16 protein-coding genes are annotated in these 19,438 nt (G+C 45.1%); 5 read left to right on the top strand and 11 right to left on the bottom strand.

The genetic code is table 11. From position 1 onward, the window contains the following. Window positions 1-42: 42 nt before the first annotated feature. The gene (locus tag DFP97_RS16755) at window positions 43-1,392 is read right to left on the bottom strand and encodes an ABC transporter substrate-binding protein (protein ID WP_114381342.1); all 1,350 of its coding nucleotides are present in this window, start codon (window positions 1,390-1,392) and stop codon (window positions 43-45) included. Window positions 1,393-1,908: 516 nt separating this feature from the next. On the opposite strand from DFP97_RS16755, the gene DFP97_RS16750 reads away from it, so the two are divergent. After that, on the top strand, window positions 1,909-2,913 hold the full coding sequence (locus DFP97_RS16750; RefSeq protein WP_114381341.1) for a LacI family DNA-binding transcriptional regulator: 1,005 nt from the start codon (window positions 1,909-1,911) through the stop codon (window positions 2,911-2,913). Window positions 2,914-3,001: 88 nt separating this feature from the next. Here the strand turns inward: DFP97_RS16750 and DFP97_RS16745 are convergent, their stop codons facing one another. The 10 genes from DFP97_RS16745 to DFP97_RS16700 all read right to left on the bottom strand — a co-directional run bounded on the left by DFP97_RS16745 (window position 3,002) and on the right by DFP97_RS16700 (window position 14,495). Continuing rightward, window positions 3,002-5,449 (bottom strand): CBM35 domain-containing protein, encoded by a 2,448-nt coding sequence (locus DFP97_RS16745; protein WP_147275067.1) that lies wholly within the window; start codon window positions 5,447-5,449, stop codon window positions 3,002-3,004. Window positions 5,450-5,564: 115 nt separating this feature from the next. Beyond that, complete coding sequence (locus tag DFP97_RS16740; protein WP_114381339.1) at window positions 5,565-6,209, bottom strand: HNH endonuclease; 645 nt, start codon at window positions 6,207-6,209, stop codon at window positions 5,565-5,567. A gap of 253 nt (window positions 6,210-6,462) precedes the next feature. Next, window positions 6,463-7,236, bottom strand: coding sequence for an SDR family NAD(P)-dependent oxidoreductase (locus DFP97_RS16735; RefSeq protein WP_114381338.1), 774 nt, complete (start codon window positions 7,234-7,236; stop codon window positions 6,463-6,465). 208 nt (window positions 7,237-7,444) lie between these two features. Then, window positions 7,445-8,443, bottom strand: a complete 999-nt coding sequence (locus DFP97_RS16730; protein ID WP_114381337.1) for an NADP-dependent oxidoreductase — start codon at window positions 8,441-8,443, stop codon at window positions 7,445-7,447. A gap of 91 nt (window positions 8,444-8,534) precedes the next feature. Continuing rightward, a complete protein-coding gene (locus tag DFP97_RS16725) occupies window positions 8,535-9,614 on the bottom strand; it encodes an alkene reductase (protein ID WP_114381336.1) in 1,080 nt (359 codons plus the stop codon). A gap of 50 nt (window positions 9,615-9,664) precedes the next feature. Continuing rightward, on the bottom strand, window positions 9,665-10,417 hold the full coding sequence (locus tag DFP97_RS16720; RefSeq protein WP_114381335.1) for an SDR family NAD(P)-dependent oxidoreductase: 753 nt from the start codon (window positions 10,415-10,417) through the stop codon (window positions 9,665-9,667). 192 nt (window positions 10,418-10,609) lie between these two features. Next, window positions 10,610-11,182, bottom strand: a complete 573-nt coding sequence (locus tag DFP97_RS16715) for a TetR/AcrR family transcriptional regulator (RefSeq protein WP_114381334.1) — start codon at window positions 11,180-11,182, stop codon at window positions 10,610-10,612. A gap of 198 nt (window positions 11,183-11,380) precedes the next feature. Next, a complete protein-coding gene (locus DFP97_RS16710) occupies window positions 11,381-12,007 on the bottom strand; it encodes an FMN-dependent NADH-azoreductase (protein WP_114381333.1) in 627 nt (208 codons plus the stop codon). A gap of 155 nt (window positions 12,008-12,162) precedes the next feature. After that, window positions 12,163-12,825 carry a response regulator gene (locus DFP97_RS16705; RefSeq protein WP_114381332.1) on the bottom strand — a complete coding sequence of 221 codons (663 nt, stop codon included), beginning with the start codon at window positions 12,823-12,825 and terminating at the stop codon, window positions 12,163-12,165. Beyond that, window positions 12,822-14,495 carry a GAF domain-containing sensor histidine kinase gene (locus tag DFP97_RS16700; protein WP_114381331.1) on the bottom strand — a complete coding sequence of 558 codons (1,674 nt, stop codon included), beginning with the start codon at window positions 14,493-14,495 and terminating at the stop codon, window positions 12,822-12,824. The genes DFP97_RS16705 and DFP97_RS16700 overlap by 4 nt, the downstream gene beginning before the upstream one ends. Before the next feature lie 109 nt (window positions 14,496-14,604). On the opposite strand from DFP97_RS16700, the gene DFP97_RS16695 reads away from it, so the two are divergent. The 4 genes from DFP97_RS16695 to DFP97_RS16680 all read left to right on the top strand — a co-directional run bounded on the left by DFP97_RS16695 (window position 14,605) and on the right by DFP97_RS16680 (window position 19,381). Continuing rightward, window positions 14,605-15,546, top strand: a complete 942-nt coding sequence (locus DFP97_RS16695) for a ribose-phosphate diphosphokinase (RefSeq protein WP_114381330.1) — start codon at window positions 14,605-14,607, stop codon at window positions 15,544-15,546. Between the two features lie 120 nt (window positions 15,547-15,666). Then, window positions 15,667-17,172 carry a spore germination protein gene (locus DFP97_RS16690; RefSeq protein ID WP_114381329.1) on the top strand — a complete coding sequence of 502 codons (1,506 nt, stop codon included), beginning with the start codon at window positions 15,667-15,669 and terminating at the stop codon, window positions 17,170-17,172. Then, a complete protein-coding gene (locus tag DFP97_RS16685) occupies window positions 17,169-18,269 on the top strand; it encodes a GerAB/ArcD/ProY family transporter (RefSeq protein ID WP_114381328.1) in 1,101 nt (366 codons plus the stop codon). Before DFP97_RS16690 ends, DFP97_RS16685 begins: the two co-directional genes overlap by 4 nt. Further along, window positions 18,266-19,381, top strand: a complete 1,116-nt coding sequence (locus DFP97_RS16680) for a Ger(x)C family spore germination protein (RefSeq protein WP_114381327.1) — start codon at window positions 18,266-18,268, stop codon at window positions 19,379-19,381. The genes DFP97_RS16685 and DFP97_RS16680 overlap by 4 nt, the downstream gene beginning before the upstream one ends. Window positions 19,382-19,438: the final 57 nt, after the last annotated feature.

The following is a 19,438-nucleotide window of genomic DNA, read 5'->3' as shown; positions in this document are numbered from 1 at the left end:
CCCTCATGACAAAAGTTAATCCGATTACGATTACGATTACGATTACTTACCTAGCTTGGCTATGGAAGCTTCCGCCTCCGGTTTATACTTCTCGGCAGTCGCTGTAACCGATTGATTGTTTACGATTATGTCCTCAACAAACTTGTAAATTGGGAAATCCGGATAAGCGTCATCGAGCAGGATTTGACCGGTACCGTTAATATGATCACGCATGATGAAAATATCTTCTTCATGATTGTAGATGCTCTCGAGCCACTCTTGGCTCGGGAACTCTTGTGTATTAGGAATGTCAAATGTTTCCTCATAAACTTGGTATACGAGCTGCGGATCCTTTACGCCTTTAGGGATAAACTTGGCCGATTGGGCATTGTTCGCATAGGTTACTTCCGGGCTGCCTTGTGGTCCGTTCGGAATTGGAACGAGACCCATGTCGAAGGTCAATCCGCCTAAATTCCAGGCAGCAGCCATAAACATGGCTACGTCGCCGTCTTTAAACGTGTTTGTCTCCTGCCAATCCGTTTTGTTGCCTGTTTTTACTTTGACAACGTTCTCAACATTGTACATGCGATTCACAAATTCTGCCGCTTCAATCGTTTTCGGATCTGTGAAGCCTTGTGTACCCGCCTTCTCGTCAACAATGAAGCCTCCGTTTGCGGCCGTAAAGCTGCGGAACAGATCAGTAGGCCAGCCGGAATATCCGTAAACATCAATTTTTCCGTCATTATCTGTATCCTTCGTGGCCAGCTTGGCGATTTCCATGAACTTATCCCAGTTCCATTGTCCGCTCTTGTACAGCTCCTGCAGGTCCGGAAGTCCAAGCTTTTTGAATAAATCGCGGTTATAGTGCATCCCCGAACCGCCTGTGAACGGATCGTCGAACGCATATTCTCCGCCTGCAATGGCAGGGGATTTCATGATCAGGTTTGCTTCGTTGTTAATGTTCGAAGCCGAAGTCGTGAAATCGCTAAGAGGAAGCAGCTGTCCTTTCAAAATAGCCGGCAGCGCCGCTTTGTACTCCAGTTGAACGATATCGGCGAAAGGCTCTCCCGCCAGAACGGTTGCTGTAAATTTAGGCAAATATTCTTCAAAAGGAACATTTACGAATTCGAACTTTACATTATATTTTTTTTCAACTTCAGCGATTTTTGCGAGACGGGCTTTCTCGGAGGCCGTTGTTCCAGCAGGCTTCAAGTCCCACCATGCTGAAACTTTAATGACGCGTCCGCCTAAATCGGGAGCTTCTGCAGCCGGCTCTTCTGTTGGAGCTGGCTCTGTGACAGCGCTTTCTTTTGGAGCCGCATTATTCTCTTTATTGCTGCTTCCGCCGCTGCAGGCTGTAAGCATAAGCATGAAGCTTAACAACAAAATTGAAACCAGTTTCATTTTTCTCATTGTCGAACCTCCCGTTTTAACGTTCATCAAAAGAAACTAAAAACATTTTAAATAGAGCGCATAGAGCGCTTACAAAGCTATCCGAAAAAATAACCGCCTCTCCCATCCTGCGTTTCTTTTGAACACCGCCTTCATTTGTTATTTATTTTGTTTTGTTTTACATAACAAATACTATCATCAACATTTAAAACGGTCAATGATTTTTGTTTGTTATGTTCTATAAAAACGCCGAAACGCTGTATAAAGCCTGCATTAATAACAAACCAACTTGTATAAAATAACTTTTGATGATATGTTTGTGTACATAACAAAAATAACAAAACAAAATAATTGGTTGGAAAGGCGCTGATACTTTAAAAACCGCGATTAATAAGGGAACTTATTTGAAAAATATATTTCTAATGATTCGGGCAATCATGTAAAATGATATTTTAGATGAGTACCATTTACTAAATATGTTGAATGCTTTAACAAATATAGATGTACAACCAATCTGACTAAAGTAGGATGATCTACATGCGAGGTAAAGTAACCATACAGGAAATAGCTGATTACACGGGGTTGTCGAAGTTTGCCGTATCTCGGGCACTATCCGGCAAATCGGGAGTCAGTACGCAAACGAGAGAGATGATTTTAAAAGCGGCGGGGCAGCTGGGATACTTTAAAGATTTTCCGGGTACGCCTTCGTCCAATGAATTGATCGATATCGATACAAAGAACTGGTCGGGGACCATTCTCGTCCTATTTCCAAACATTCGTTATCAAAACACGGATTCACTCTATTGGGGACCGATTTTTAACGGCATTTCCACACGGTTAAATCAGAAGGGCATAAATATATTAACCTTAACGGAGCCGACAGATGATTCTATGTTTTCCCTTCTAAACCCTGAAGCCATAATGGGCATCATAACTGTCGGCTCTATATCAACGCCAATTTTGTTCGATATTAAACGGCTCGGCATACCTGTTGTCATGGTAGATCATCTTGATCCGAGCTTCCGCTGCGACTCTATTTTTACCGACAACTTAACCAGTATGAAGGAAATTATGACCACCGTTATTAGAAAAGGGTATAAGAACTATCAATTTTTAGGCAACATCAGAGACGCGCAAAGCTTTTATGAACGTTTCCTCGGGTTCCGTGCTGCGCTTGACGATCATGGGATCGAACTTAAACAAATTCCCTCGCTCATCGGCCCGGAGATCGATAATTTTCAGGATACGTTTAAAGCAGCGATCACACAGTATGGATTGCCTGAGGTTTTCGTGTGCGCGAATGATATTTGCGCTTTTTTCGCTTTAGAAACAATGGAGAAAATGGGTATGGCTGTTCCTGATAACCTCGTTTTTACCGGCTTCGACAACACGCACCCAACGGTGCCAATCGTGGCCACCGTCAATGTCGACAAGGAGCTGCTCGGCAAGAGGGCCGTGGATCAGATACTTTGGAGAATACTCAACCCAAATACCAGCTATGAAAAAACGCTTATTCAGGCGGATGTCATTATTAGGGATTAATATGAGAAATGACAAAGAGGATATCCAGAAATAATGGATATCCTCTTTGTCATTTTAGCGTACATACCCTTTAGCAATAAAGCTAACTTCATTCCGCATACTTAACGTAACTTGGAGCTATTACGGTATAACGGGCATCCGACATGCGTATCGAAGTATCCGGTTTGCGAACATCTTTAACAAATTGGGTATCCCCTATCCATTTATCGAACCTCATTCCTTCTGGAGGAGTATTGGCAGTAATGGCAACCTCTTCGCTTATACCGTAAACTCCTTCCCCAGTCCCGCCTATAACGGAAAGATAGTGACCCGGATCCGTCCTGAACGGAGAAGCAGGCAATCCGGCATTATTGTAAAGATTGCCGATGGGCGAATCGTTCCAACTGTAACGCACGGCCACGGGATCATCAACTCGATCCGACGATACAAGAACCGTATCTCCATCTATTTCCGCATGCGCGGAGTAGAATCTATGATCCGCTCCGGCAATCGCAAATCCGCTGAGCTCTCCATTCCGGTCCTCTTGAACCGGCTGCAATCCGTTCTTAAGTCCTGCAAATAGCTTTGTACCGGAATGGTCGAACGACACTCTGATTTGATTTCCTTCCTTAGCCATTGCTTTATAAATAGGACCTGAATATTCGATATTTTCATTATAAAACTTACCCAATGCGCAAATTGCAGACCGCAAACCGACATCCTGCTTATTCGTTGGATGGATATCTGCGCTATTTCCTACATCCGTTGTGACGACCAGGCAAGTCCTGTCATCATTTTGCACGGTATTAAGCTGGGCTTCACGGATCTCCGGCAGCCCTTCACTCGTCTGTGCCGGATTATTTTCGCTTTGAATCGTTCCATACGCGGAAATTTGAATAATAACAAACGGCAGTTCCTGATCCTTGAAAGCAGCACGCCAATCCGCAATCAGCGCAGGCAGCAGCTTGTTGTAACGATGCTCTCCCCAGTTGCTTTCGCCTTGGTACCAGAGCACTCCTTTCAATGAATAAGGAGCTACGGGAGCAATCATTCCGTTGTAATACGCAGTCGGTGACTTCGTAGTCGCACTGCTTGCAGCCCCGTTTCTGACGTCATCCGAAGATTGAATGAATTCAGGTAAAGTTTGTAACGTTTGATAGCTGGTCCAAGATTCCGCATTGGTTCCGCCTACGGCTGAAAATATAATGCCGACAGGAACATTCGTTTCTTTGTTCAGTTTCCGCGCAAAAAAATAGGCGGCCGCAGATAAATTCGGAGCCGTTTCCGAAGTGGTAACCTGCCACTTAGTGTCCCTGTTCACCATAGAAAGAGGTACCTGACTGGTTTTAGCAGGTATCGTGATGAAATGGATGTCGGAATAATTGGCATTCTTAATTTCATCGTCTGCATTTATAACATTGGACAGCCTGAACTCCATATTGGATTGTCCCGAACACAACCATACGTCGCCGAACAGGATATTATTATAGCTAACTATCTCTTCTTCATCGCTAACCGTTAACTCATAGGGTCCACCAGCCGTAAAAACACCAAGCACTGTCTTCCATATACCGTCAGAATCCGCGGTGGCGGTTACCGTCTTACCGCCAATCGCAACAGTAACCACTTTTCCTGGCGCCGCCCACCCCCATATGGCAGCCTCCGCACCTCTTTGAAGAATCATATTATCGCTGAACATCGGATTCACTAGCGGCTTCCCGACGTATGAGGGCAAAGCCGTATAGGGTATGATCTCTTCCGCCTGCTTCTCCTCCTTGGAATAGATTCCCCTGGCATATACTTTAAGCTCGTACTCTCCCGGGGAAGGGGGTATCCATACAAAATTGAGGCGCCTGCTGTACTCGTTCAACGTCATCCATTCGCCATTCTTCACACGGTACAAATAGCGGTATTCGGATGAATTGTCGGCGCGGGCGGTTAGCGTGACTGGCAAATCGGAGGGCCCGGAACCGCTGCCATCCGTTGTTAAGGCAACTGTATTTACCGGTCCGCCCGGTCCCCCGAACAGCTGGATATGATCTACGGCAATCCATCCCCAGCTACTAGTGATATCAAATGTATTGGCACCTTCGTTCAGGTCGAATTGACCGATTACGGCATCTTTCAATATATTCGTATCCTTAAACGTATAATCCGCAATTTTCTCCCCGTTTAGAGATAACGAATTAGGCTTATCTCCCCCGTATGTTTTATATCGAATCGTAATCAAATACGTTCCGCGAGCAGCCACTTGCAATGTTAACCTCAGATTGTCGCCTGCTTTGTCGAAGCCTTCAACGATTTTCCCGGCAGAAGCTCTGTCGTCGACAACGGCCGAAACCCCTGTCCGCTCTCCAGCCTCAGCTTCGATCGTTATCGTAACTGCAGCGGCCGTTTTGTCTTCCTCCGGCTTTGCCGGAGACAACTCCGGCTCAACTTGTTCAGAAGGTGCAGGAAGAGCTTCTTCTTTTGAGCCGGTATGCCTAATAAAAATGAATCCTAGTATGACAGCAACCAAGACACATAACAAAACAACCGAACCTCTGCCCAATTTCACCTTGAAGCTCCTTCCTTGGCGATCAAGTATTATACCAAGTATAACCTGCACCTGTATTAATAAATAGATTGCGGTTATAGACAAAAAGAGATTGTTCAGTTATGCCCGTAAGACTTCACTGAACAACCTCTTCATTTTTCATAAACGCCTCTATATCTTGGTCCGCCTTCGATTGATTGCATTCGTTACAGGCACAAACGCAATTGTCAGGCGTCGTGTGACCGCCCTTCGCGCGCGGCAGCATATGATCGATCGTATCCCCGTACTCCCCGCAAAAATAACAAGTATGATTATCCCGCTCCAAAATGAACTTTCGGAAATCCCTATTGCTGTAAAGGCGTCGAATCGTGTGACGGTTAACGACAACCGCTGCCCGTTCCTTTACCAGCGTTTGCGCTAATTCCAGTTCGATTTCCTGATGCCATCTTCGGCCTTTATCCGTCCGTCCGCGCATCCAAATCGTTCCTTGACGAGTCGGCCTCAGCAGTGCTGCGTCGTTTGACGCAAGTATGGGGGATGCCTTCAAAGGCGTCTTCTTAGACCGGGAAGGCGCTTTGCTGCGCAAAGCCTTCTGTTCTGACTCAGCGGCAGCGATCGCAGGGGCAGCTGCTTTTCCCTTCAACATGCGGCAGTCCCGGCATGCGCCGCGGCGTGCTCCAGAACCGGAGCGCCGACCCGTTCGACGCAAAAATTCGGAGAGCGGCTTACTACTCTTGCAATATGCGCATTGTTTATAAGTAAGTTGTTCGGTTTCGCTCATCGGCTATTCCGGGGTGTATGACATCGACGACCCCGCTATCGTCCCCTCGACTTTTCTTTTATTGTAGCACGAAATGATGGACGAGGGGAGCTAGCCTCATTTGGCTCTAATGGGTTAGCTCAAACTGCTTACATATGGCCGCCCTTCATGTCTTGATCAGACTCTTCCCATTTCCTTGAATAAGGTTTTTTCGATGCCATTGAAATGCTTCGCTATTGATTACTCGTTCATTGTTTAACCTTTCCCCTTCGAATCAATGCTCCGTCCTGTCCTGTGTGCTTCTAACTAAACGAGTCACCATCATACGAGGCAGCAACCGCGGCATAAACGCAATGAAACGGTTACGGACACCGGGCATAATTAATGTCTTGCCACGCAAGAAGCCTCGATACCCTTCTTCAGCCACCTGTCCAGCTTCCATGATCGCGCCCTTCACGGCGCCCATACCAGAACGATCAACAAATCCGGTTGACGTCAGCCCCGGGCATAATGCGGTTACAGTCACGCCTGTTCCGCTCACTTCGTTCGCCAAAGCTTCGGTGAACGACAACACGTACGCCTTCGTCGCATAGTAAACAGACATCATCGGTCCTGGGAAGAAACCCACCAAGGAAGCTACATTCATCACTCCACCTTGCCCTCGTTTGATCATATCCGGCAAGAATAGCTTCGTCATAACCGTCAGAGCCTTGATATTAACGTCAATCATATTCACTTCTTGCTCCATATCCGTTTCTATAAATGTCCCAAACAAACCGAAGCCGGCATTATTGACCAAATAGTCAACGGTAATCCCCTTCTCCTTTAGCTCTGTGAAGATTTCCTCAGGTACCCCCGGTGCCGCCACATCCTTGGCGATGACCGTTGCCTGAATGCCGTATTTTTTTCGATATTCCTGTGCGAGTTTCACTATTTTACTCTCGCTGCGAGCCACCAGCACTATATTATGTCCGCCCTTGGCAAACCGATCAGCTAATTCTTTACCGATCCCACCGGAAACCCCTGTGATAAGAACCGTCTTTCTCATTCTGGTATCCCACCTCAATTTTAAATGTTATGCTTAAACCATAGTGTAACGTTTCCAGCTGCCTGGATTTGCAAACTAAACGAAACGAGTTCATTTAGCACGGAGAGACTGAAAATTAGGGAATGATCATTCTAATAAAACGAAAAAAATATGTGGCTTTTTGAAAGGTATGTCTCTGTCATCGGAAATCCAGCTACGAGAGCTCGGCTTAGAACGTTACAATTACTTTGCCTTGCGAATGGCCAGTAGAGACTTTAACCAATGCCTTGTTAATGTCATTAAAATGATAAACGGAGTCTATTGAGGGCTTGATGTTTTCTTGTTCAACAATATTAGTGACCTCTTGTAACTGACTGCCATTGGCCTGCACGAATATAAAACGATATTCAATTTGATGCTTGCTTGCCAAAGAATCGATGCGGGACCCAGCTAAGCCAAACAATAGTCTTTTCCATAATGGAAAATTCCGATCAGCGGCAAATTGATAATTTGGCGCAGCTTTCAAGGATACCAATTTTCCTTGGGGTTTTAGAATACCCATTTCGGCTTTGATCTCTTTGGTTCCCAAGGTGTCGATCACATAATCAATGTCGGATAGAACGTCAGCATAGTTCTCTTCTTTATAATTGATGAATTGGTCTGCGCCAATCGACAGGGTACGTGATCTGCCTCTTTCGCTGCCGCTTGTAATGACATACAAACCCATGGATTTGGCGATAGGAATTGCCATTGCACCAAAGCCTCCGGTTCCTCCAGGAATAAACAGCTTTTTATTGGGCTGAGCATGAAGCATATCATGTAATGCTTGATATGCCGTCAAAGCAGTGAGGGGTACAGCCGCTGCTTCAGTAAACGAAAGATTTTCAGGCATGAGGGCTATAGCCTCTTCCTTCACCGCTGCGTATTCCGCAAAAGCCCCAATTTGGTTCATCGGCAATCGCGTATAAACGTGATCACCCACACGGAAATTCACAACCTCTTTTCCTACGGCTTCAATAACGCCGGATAGTTCATTTCCTAAAGTTAATGGGAACTCATAATCAGAAATCATCCGAACACTGCCATTTATAATTAGAATATCTAATGGATTTACACCCGCAGCTTTTACGCTAATGAGAACCTCATCGCTATTGATTACCGGTATTTCCACCTCATTCAGTTCCAGTTGAATTTTTTTTGAATACTTGTGCATTTGCGCTGCTCTCATGTTTTATCCTCTTTCTATGCATAATCAGTGCTCGCGCAAGATGTATGGCGTACAATTTTCAGTTGTACGCCATTTTCACCTATGCCTATTGTTACCTTTCTTGAGAAGCTAATTCATTCATCGTAGGGTAATCCGTATATCCCTTGCTTCCGTGACCAAAGAATGTTGCCGGATCCGCTTCATTCAATGGCGCACCTTTTTGAAGTCGTTCCACTAAATCTGGATTAGCTAATGACCATACACCGACGGGTACGAGATCAGCAAGACCACTATCTATGTCAGCGCTAAGATCTTCCAGTGCCCGCCCAGCCCGATTAACTAACAATGGATTCGTCCATAGGGAACGAATGTCTCGGAGCAGTTCTTCATTTCCGAGGTGCATAATATGAAGGTAAGCTAAATCCAATTGAGCTAATTCCTGCACCAGGTAACGGTAAAGTTCAGGACCTTGTTCACCATCTTGAATTCCCCCAAGAGGGGTCCCTGGCGATATCCGGAAGCCAGTTCTTTCGGCTCCAATCTCATCGACGATGGCTCTTGCTACTTCAATGGCGAAGCGAGCACGATTTTCTATAGATCCGCCATATTCATCCGTCCGCGTATTCGAACTTTCCCCGATAAATTGATTAATCAGATAACCGTTAGCTCCATGAATTTCAACACCATCAGCTCCTGCTGCAATAGCTGCCGCAGCCGCTTTGCGGAAGTCTGCAATGGTTGTTTGAATATCTTCTTTACTTAACTCACGTGGTACGGGGATATCCTGCATGCCTGTAGCAGTAAACATTTCTACACCTGGCGCGATGGAGGAAGGTGCAACGGGTTGTCGATGATGGGGTGTATTGTCGGGGTGCGACATACGACCGGCATGCATCAATTGGATATACATATACCCACCTTCTCCATGCACTGCATCTGTAACTTTTCTCCACCCTTCAATATGCTTTTCCGTATATATCCCTGGAGACCACAAGTAACCTTGACCATCATCTGACGGTTGCGCACCTTCTGTAATAATAAGTCCCATGGATGCGCGCTGGGCGTAATAAAGGGAAGCGTCCTCTCCAGGCGTACCGTCTTCTTGAGCTCTACCACGTGTCATTGGTGCCATCGCTAACCGATGAGGCAATTCCATTTTCCCAATTTTCGTTTTACTCCACAATTTTTCCATTCTTCCATATTCCCCTTTTCAAATGATGTATCCCATCAATCGAATAAATTTTACAGACCTTCAAAGATCGGATAGATTGGCCCTCTCAAATTGAAATTATAGTTCTGGTCTACGATCCCTACCACTTCGTTGCTATCGAAAAGATCCAGCATGAAGCTCGCCATTTGCTTGGCAGTATGGTACTTAGGCAAGTTGGCTTTGTAATCAAAATCTTCGACATCGATTGATTTTTTCACGAATTCCGTTTCCGTTATGGCTGGTGCTAGAATTTTTGCCTTTGTTTTTGCGCCTTTCAGTTCGAGTTCTTTTGCCAGCCCTTCTGTGAAGGCACTCACATAATATTTAGATGCAGAGTAAGCAACACTACCGACAGCAATGACATATCCGAGTGCTGATGATACGTTAATTAACTGAGTACCTTCTACGTCAGCATAATCTCGCACATATAGTGTTGAAAGGATGGTCAAGGATTCGATGTTAACGCGTAACATGGTTTCGACTTTTTCCAGTTTCTGCGCGGCTACGAAGGAGCCTTCACCAAGCCCTGCATTATTAATCCATGTCTCGATTTGATATTCCTTCAAATCGTTATACAGTGTATAGGCTTGATCCGTAACCGACAAGTCGCTTATACGAATCACGACATCTACGTCAGGATAGTTATTTTGAATCGTCGATTTAAGCTCTTCTAATTTGTCCAATCTTCTGGCTACCAAAATCAAGTTTTTGCCACGTGCAGCAAACGCCAATGCTGACTCATATCCAATGCCGGAGCTTGCTCCTGTGATCACGGTGTACTTCATATTAATCTCTCCTCCAAAAGTTTAGGTTCATGTGTGTAATATAATTAAAGAATGATCGTTCTAATTAGAATAAAAAAAAGTTAGATCTAACTTGCTTTTACTATACCATTTCTAGAACGAACGGTAAAGAATTTTTTTGAAAGGATTAAATCCTGCCTTTGTATTCAAAAATGACACTGGTTGTAATCACGTTCAATCTAATACAGCCAGCGTCGTATCAACAATATTCTTTAGCTTTTGTTGATCCGTTGTGGTCTTAACCAATGTGCGTAGTCCCAACCAGGCATTCATTAAAAAGTGAGACATAACTTTAGCTTCAAGGTCAGCCCTGATTTCACCGGTTTGCTGCCCTTCCTGAAGAAGTTGAGTCAAAAAAGCTTCAGTCTTGGAATAACTTTCCTCAACCAAGGATGCAACTTCCGGATCCAATACGCCCAATTCCACACCCGAATTCACAAGTAAACACCCTAGAGGCTCTCCTTCATTTCTTAATGTCAATTCGAACATTTCCCGGATTAATTCCTTGACCGGCTTTTGCTTTTCAACGAGTAATCTGATTTTTTGGGTTTGCTTAGCTTCATACCGTTCGAGAGCTTTCATAAACAAGGCATGCTTATCCCCAAACGTATCATAGATACTTCTCCGATGAATGCCCATAAAATCAACTAATTCCTGCATTGAAGTTTTCTCATATCCTTGTGTCCAAAACAGTTGTATTGCTTTATCCAATACTTCATTAACTTCAAATTCTTTGGATCTTGCCATTGTTATCACCTCAGACAATCATTATACATTTAAGTGAACGATCAGCAGACTTTACACTAACAATATATCATATTGAGAATGATCGGTAAAGAAAAGAGCTTTTTGTTTCATTATGCCCTGAAAAGGGGCTGCCTCTCAGGTTTTTTAGACCTTTAGAGACAACCCCTTTTGAACTCATATAAAATGAGAATCCGTTTATTAGAAGCCAGCTGCAACCTTCTCCGCTTGCGCAATACCAGTCGTGATGATCTTATCCGCTTGGTCCGGAAGCTGGTTGTGGCCTTCAACGATAATCGACTCGATGTCCGTTACGCCGAAGAAGCCTAGGGTGTTTTTGATTAAGTTGTACGACATCTCTGCTGCCGCTGCCGGACCTTCGGAATAAATACCGCCGCGCGCGTTTAGAATCGCGACTTTTTTGTCGGTAATTAAGCCAACCGGGCCTTCAGCCGTATAGGAGAACGTTTTACCTGCTTGGAAAAGATAATCGATGTACGTATGCAGCACTGCCGGAATTGTAAAGTTCCAAAGCGGGAAGGCGAAAACGACCTTATCGGCGGCAATAAATTGATCTACATACTTGGTGGATACTTGAGCAGCTGCTTGCTCTTCTGCTGTCAGGTCGAAGCCGCGGGCTGCCTTGAAGTTACCGTTGATCATGTCTGCGTTCATGTAAGGCAGTTCTTCTTGGAACAAGTCCAGCTCGATAATCGTATCTTCAGGATGGCTGTTTTTATAACTTTCCAGAAAAGCATGGTACAGCTTTACGCTGACTGCTTGCTCAATTGCGCGATCATTAGCTTTAACGAATAATACAGTACTCATTTTTTGTTTCCCTCCACCGTATCTAATTTACTTTTTGTAAGCACCTTTATTGTATATAGTTTTATGTGTTGGAGCATCGGTAAATAGACCGAAAAAAAGACATAAAAAAAACCGCCAAAGGCGGAGGACTAGTCTTACGACCAAAGACTTAAAGATCAATTTTCATTCGGTTTTAACGCTTGTACGGCATACAATGCAGCCTGTGTGCGGTCGGATAAATGCAATTTGCTTAAAATACTGCTCACATGTGTTTTTACCGTTTTCTCGGCAACCGTCAACGTATGGGCAATCTCTCTGTTGCTCATTCCCCTCGTCAGCAGCTGCAGCACTTCCAATTCCCTTGGCGTAAGGGATTCAATCAATCCGCGCTTTGGAATTTCCCTGTCCGGAGCAAATTCAGGCACCATTGGGGAAAAGAGCGCGCCCGATATGTCCGGATGGAGCTGGATGTTGCCTTTATACGCGCTGCGGATCGCTTCTGCCAGCTGATCCGGCTCGACATCCTTCAACATATAACCAATTACGCCGGACTGCATGGCAGGTATGATGTGACTCCGATCGGAGAAGCTGGTCAGAACGAGTACCTTTATATCAGGATTTTGCTGAGCAATGAGTTGGCTCGCCTCGATTCCATCCATAACCGGCATATTTAAATCCATCAAAATAATATCCGGCTGCAATTCCGCTGCTTTCAATACCGCTTCCTTCCCGTTATGCGCCTCACCGACCAATTCAAAGTCAGACTGCATGCTAAGAAAAAACGATATCCCCTTTAGTACGATTTGATGATCGTCGACCAGCAATATTTTTATCGTCACGATTGCTCCTCATCCCTTATCTCGTCGCATATGTCAAGCTCTGCGGAAAACGGAATCGTTGCCTTCACGATTGTCGGCTTTCCTATTCCACTCGTGATAGACAGCTCACCGCCAAGCGTTTCGGCCCGCTCCCTCATCGAGAGTAAACCCATTGTCTGCCGGCCTTCACGCTTCCGGGCGGAAAACCCGCTGCCTCTATCGGTAATTTCCAGGCTTGCGGAATGCTCCGATTTCACTAATTGAATATATACCGCATTCGTCCCGGCATGCTTCTTCACGTTGTTTAACGCTTCTTGCCCGATCCGCCAAAAGGCTTCTTCTATAGCCCGCGGCAGCTCCCGTACGCCCTCCACATGCTCGTATACATTCAAATCCATACTCTGCCCGTATTGCTTTAGTGCCGGCAGCAGTCCATGCTCGAGACCAGCCGGACGCAGCTGCCATATGAGTGTCCTCATTTCCTTCAGCGCTTCTTGCGACAGCTGGCTGATTTCCTGAAGCGAACGAAGAACCACCGGTTCTTTACCGGCCAGAACAGTCTCCGCACCTTTTGCAAGAAAGGATAGTGAGAACACCTTTTGAGCGACCGAGTCGTGCAAATCCCGCGCCATCCGGTTCCTCTCTTCCAAGCGGGCGAGCTCACGCCGCTGCTCATATACTCGTAAATTTTCAACGCTCAATGTAAAATGGTCACCTAATGAATACATGAAATCCTCATGGTAAACATCAAATTGCTTTCTTAATTGGCTGCTAATGAATAGTACCCCAATCGGACGATTTCTAATTCGGAGCGGAATCGCAGCCGCCGACGAGAACGGCGGAATGCCGATGGTTGATAGTAATGTGGTGCATGGCTCCTCATGACTGTCCGATATGATAACGAGACGATTATCACGATAGGCCAAACTCACAGGACCAGCCTGATCGATCGCTAATGACAGCCATTCTTTGTTGACATGATTGTTCGTGTAGTGGGCACGGAGCGATAGCTGCTGTTTTTCATACATAAACAACGACACATGCTGCCAGTTGAACGTATCGCCAATGTATTTAACAGCCTGAAGCGGAAACTGATTAATATCTTGAATAGCATTTATTTGCTGAATGACATCGCCGAGCTTTGCATAATGAATCGCGTTTTGCTCCTGCGCCTGGTAGATGCGGATACGCTTAATCGCCGTTCCGATTTGATAGGCTACAGCCTGCAGCAATGCCAGCTCCTCGTCTGTAAAATGATCCTTACCCGCTTGCGCGACATTCAGCAGACCAAAGCGGTCCATTCCCGCTTTGAGCGGAACCGTTGCATGATGCGATACCCCTTCGTTGTCTCCAAGCTGTTGTGTAACGGCATATGTAATTCGTGAGCACTCAATAATATTGACGGCATGATGCAGCTTGTTTTGCTTATAGCTTTCAACGCACCAGCACTCTTCACCGCACATAACCGCCTGATTTCTGGCGATAAGCGCTTGCGGGAGATTATGCGTGGCAGCACATATACGATCGCTTGTATTATCCATGATAAAGATCCAACCGGTCGTGAAGCCCGTCACATGCAGAAGTTTGTCCAGCACGTCGTTCAGCATCTGATCCATGTTGTTGGTGCTATTCAGCATCTCGGCTATTTCCTTCAATGCGGCCAGCTCGTAAGCGCGTATTTCTCGGGACATGTCGTCACTCCCTTCTATAGAGCCATTATACACCTAAAGAATGATTTGTTCTCCTATCCTTAGTTTGTTATGATTGTGGTAAGAAGCTGTCTTTAATTAGGAGGATCACATGCAAAAGGTTAAAATATTTTCCGGTTCCTCTAACAAAGCGTTGGCGGAACAGTTATGTAAAGAGCTACATGTACCTCTAGGGGATATAGCAATCTCACGTCACCAGAGCGGTGAAATACATGTATCCTATCGGGAATCGATTCGGTCATGCGACGTATTCCTGGTTCAATCCCTGTCCCATCCCGTTAACGAACATTTAATAGAGCTGCTCGTTATGATCGATGCCGCCAAACGTGCATCCGCCAAAACGATCAATATTGTGATGCCATACTACGGCTATGCACGTCAAGAAAGAAAATCACGGCCTCGCGAACCGATTTCAGCTAAACTCGTTGCAGATGTGTTGACGACCGTCGGAGCGAATCGCATTATAACCGTTGATTTGCACGCCGATCCGATTCAAGGATTTTTTACCATTCCGGTCGATCATTTGACTGCGCTCGATTTAATCATTGACTATTTAAGAAACAAAAATATAACCAATCCGGTGGTTGTCTCCCCCGATGCCGGACGGGCAACTACAGCTGAAAAATTAGCCGGTCGACTAAATTGTCCGTTTGCAATTATGATCAAGAACCGTCCTGCCCACAACCAGTCCGAAATTACGCATATCATCGGTGATGTCGACGACATGACTCCGATTATCATTGAAGACTTAATCGATACGGGCAGCACAATCGTTAATGTCGTAGCGGCGCTTAAGAAAAAGGGTGCTCACGATGCTTACATATGCGCGACACATGGCGTGTTCTCGGAGAACGCAATTGAAAAGCTGACGCATCCGAATATTCGCGAGGTCGTCATAACGGATACGATTGCCATTAGCGATGAGCATTCCGATAAGTTTATCGTACTTCCTATGTCGCCGCTCCTCGCAACGGCCATTAAGATTATTACCGAAGGCGGATCCATTGCAACGTTGTTTAAATCGGGTTCGTAAGTATAATAACGTCTACCCCCTTGCTTGATGCAAGGGGGTATTTGTTTTGTCATGAATATTCACTGTGGCGAGTGGAAAAAATATGCTGACGAATGCTGAACAAAGAAGGAGGATACATCTATGATTGAACCATCAGATAACCTGCTTCTTAATCAATCCGAAACCATAAGCTCAAACCTTGCCGAAATCATCCCTCATATTAACAACCTGTTCTCGGATACATCGGATTTAGTCATTCGTAAGCTAACGATTAAGCAGACAGGCGAGAAAGCTATATTAGTCTACCTGGACGGTCTATCGGATAAGACGGCGATTAATCGTGATGTAATGAGGCCGCTTCAATTCGAGGCCGGCAGCGGAGAACCGGGCGATGAGCTCATCATGACGGTCAGTCAAATCGTGCCAGTGACGTCTTGGGCGCAAATCGAGATTGCACTTCTGCAAGGAAGCAGCGTTTTATTTGTTAGCGGCCGATCTGAGGCGTATGTGCTCGATACGCAAGGCTGGCCGCAGCGGGCGATTGAAGATCCCCAGCTCGAGACCTCATTAAAGGGAGCGCATCAAGGCTTCTTAGAAACGGGTGGGCAAAATATAGCGATGATTCGCCGTTATATTCCTAACCGCGAGCTCAAAATGAAACGTGTTATAGTCGGTCGACGAGGACAAACGGTTGTCACGATCCTGTACTTGGCAGACGTGACCGACCCTAATTTGGTATCCACACTTGAGCTGCGGATTCAAAAACTAGACGTTGATGTCATTTTGAATACAGGGGAGTTATCTGAATTGATTGAGGATCATCCCTTCTCCCTTTTCCCGCAGTTTGTAACGACGGAGCGTCCGGATACAGCAGCTTCGCAAATTATGCAAGGAAGATGCGTTGTTATTGTCGACCGTTCACCGAGCGTCCTGGTGGCACCCGTCACGTTCATGTCTTTTTTTCAAAACATAGACGATTATAGTACTCGCTGGTCTATCGCTACTTTTCTTAGGCTATTGCGGATATTTGCCTTTTTCGTGGCAACTTTTCTACCCGCCTTTTATATTGCTGTCGTTTCCTATCATTTCGAGATTATTCCAATGAAGCTGCTGCTGACGCTAGGAGAATCGCGCGGACAAGTGCCATTCCCGCCGTTCGTCGAAGCGATCTTCATGGAAATAACACTTGAGATGCTGCGTGAGGCCGGGGTTCGCCTTCCCGCTCCGGTTGGGCAAACGGTCGGCATTGTGGGCGGTATCGTAATCGGTCAAGCGATCGTTCAAGCAGGCTTAATAAGTAACGTAATGGTTATTGTCGTCGCCTTTACTGCGATCTGTTCCTTTATTTTGCCGAATTACGATATGGTCGCTGCGGTTCGGCTCATTCGCTTCATCCTAATGATTCTTGCTTCCTTATTTGGATTTGTCGGGTTAGTCGTTGGCTTGATGACAATGATTGCCCATCTAATATCGCTGAAATCGCTGGGGATGCCTTATGGCAGCCCGCTTGCTCCGGTTAGGTTCGTAGACTGGAAGGATACATTTATACGCGTGCCCCTTTGGCTAATGAAGAAACGACCGACGAGCACCAAACCGATTCAAGAGATGAGGCAAGGGAATAATCGTTTGAAGGAGGATGACTTATGACAAGCAATACGGGGAAGTCCATTACGTCCATGCAATACATATTTATAATATCCGGTATCCAAGTTAGTGTCTCCATCCTGTCTCTGCCGAGAGATTTAGCGGATGCAGCCGGTACAGATGGATGGATCGCGATTCCGATCGGTTATATATTGAGCGTAGCGGCCGGCTTTATCATCGTCAAAGTGATGCAAAATGCTCCGGAAGACACCATATTCGACTTACTCTCACGGTTAATGGGAGCTTGGGCGGGAAAATGCTTTGCATTGCTGCTTGGCGTCTATTTTCTGTCTTTTATGTACGATAGTCTTAACCGGGCGATTCTCATTACAAAAGATTGGCTATTGCCGAATACACAACCCTATTTGCTGATGATATTATTACTCGTTCCTACTTATATCGTTGCCAAGCATGGACCCCAAATACTTGGAAGATATTCTGAATTCGTATTTTTCCTTTCGATCTGGATACCTTTCATTTATTTGTTTACGCTTGAAAACGCCCATGGGCTCCATTTACTTCCTTTGTTTAAGGAAGGCGTGCTGCCCGTGTTGTCAGCTGTACCTGCAATGCTTTATCCGAGTCTTGGAATGGTGACTACATTTATTTTGTATCCCCATTTAAAAAACAAGGAAAAGGCGCCCATCAACCTCCTTATTTCAAACTCATTGACTATGCTCATCTATTTATATATTACAATCATTTGTTTTGTATATTTTAGTCCGGATGAAATCACGTTATATAATGAACCGATAGTCAGCATACTGAAGTCAATTGAATTCCGGTTTATTGAACGGATCGAAGTTCCTTTTATCGCTTTTTATTTATTCATATTTTCGTTGGCATGGATTCCTTCCGCGTATATTGCTGCTTTCTGTATAAGCTGGATATCGGGCAAGAAAGACGTTGCCCTCCCCTTGCAAATATTTTGTATCGTAATTACCGTAAGCTCGTTTTTCTTCTTACCTACCTTTAATCAAAACGACCGCTTGGGACTCTGGATCGGATGGTTAGGTATTAGTATAGAATATGTATTTCCGCTTTGTTTGCTCGTATATATTATCCTGAATAAACATTTCCAGCAGAGGACGGCCTTATGAATGTACGGCTGCTTTTCACTTTACTCATTATTTGCATCTCTCTAACTGGATGCAGCGACGAAATAACTTTAGAAAATGCCGCTACTCCGCTTGCGCATGGCATAGACCTTGATGAGCATAACAAATTTCGTTTTTACAATACAGTACCTCTATTTAGCAAAACAACTAAAAAAAAGAGTCAAGAAAATAGCGGTACAGCTTATTCGCTCCGTCAATCAAAAGCTCAACAAGACGCCTTTTCACCCGGCTCAATCCAAGGTCGGAATTATCAAGTCCTTTTAATCGGTAAACGATTGCTGCAATATGAGGATTGGTTTCCCATGCTGGATGTCCTTTTTCGCGATGCAAGAAATACGGTAATGGATCGTGTTATTGCCGTCGACAGCCCTTTATCGGATGTCTTTGACTTAAACTCTAAAGATCAGCCCATGCTTCCTATTTTGCTGCGCGGAATGGTGGAAACGAAAAGCAAAATATCTGAAACGTATTCAACGACCACACAAGAGTTGCACCGGCAATTTCATGAAAAGGGAATAACGCCGTATATTGCAGAAGTAGAGATAGTTGAGAAGAAAATTAAATTAAAAGGCTCGGCTTTGCTCAATGAGAGAGGCAAATATGAAGTTTCGTTCGGAGCGCAAGAAACGGTAATGCTAAACATTTTGCAAAAGAAAGCTAAACCAGGTTTAAGCCTGTCGTATCGAATACCTGATAAGCCGAACAAAGGCCCGTTTGCTACCGATATGTTAAGCTTCTCGGCAGAGAAAATAAAAACGAAAGTGATAACCTCTTTCCAAAACGGCCGGTTTCAGTTTGATTTTCATATCAAAATGACCATTGGACTATCCGAGCATTTATTTCCGTATGATGTCGCACGTGACGCGAAAAAATTAGAGAAACAAGCTGCGGCACTTATGCAAGCACAGATCGAAAACGTGATAAAGAAATTGCAAAAGCATCAAATTGACCCAATCGGGCTTGGCTTATACGCAAGAGCTTTTCACTACAAGGAATATAAAAAGGTAAAAGATCACTGGGGTAAGGCTGTCGCGGATGCAACCTTTCATGTAAAAGTGGATCTCACGATAGGGGCCATGGGCCCGGTGAAATAACTAAAAAAAATCGCCCCTACTCGGCCTATTCGGTTCGGCAGGAGGCGATTTCTTATC

The sequence above is a fragment of the Paenibacillus prosopidis genome, assembly GCF_003337375.1.
Taxonomy (GTDB): domain Bacteria; phylum Bacillota; class Bacilli; order Paenibacillales; family Paenibacillaceae; genus Pristimantibacillus; species Pristimantibacillus prosopidis.
This window is presented reverse-complemented; position numbering and strand designations above follow the sequence as displayed.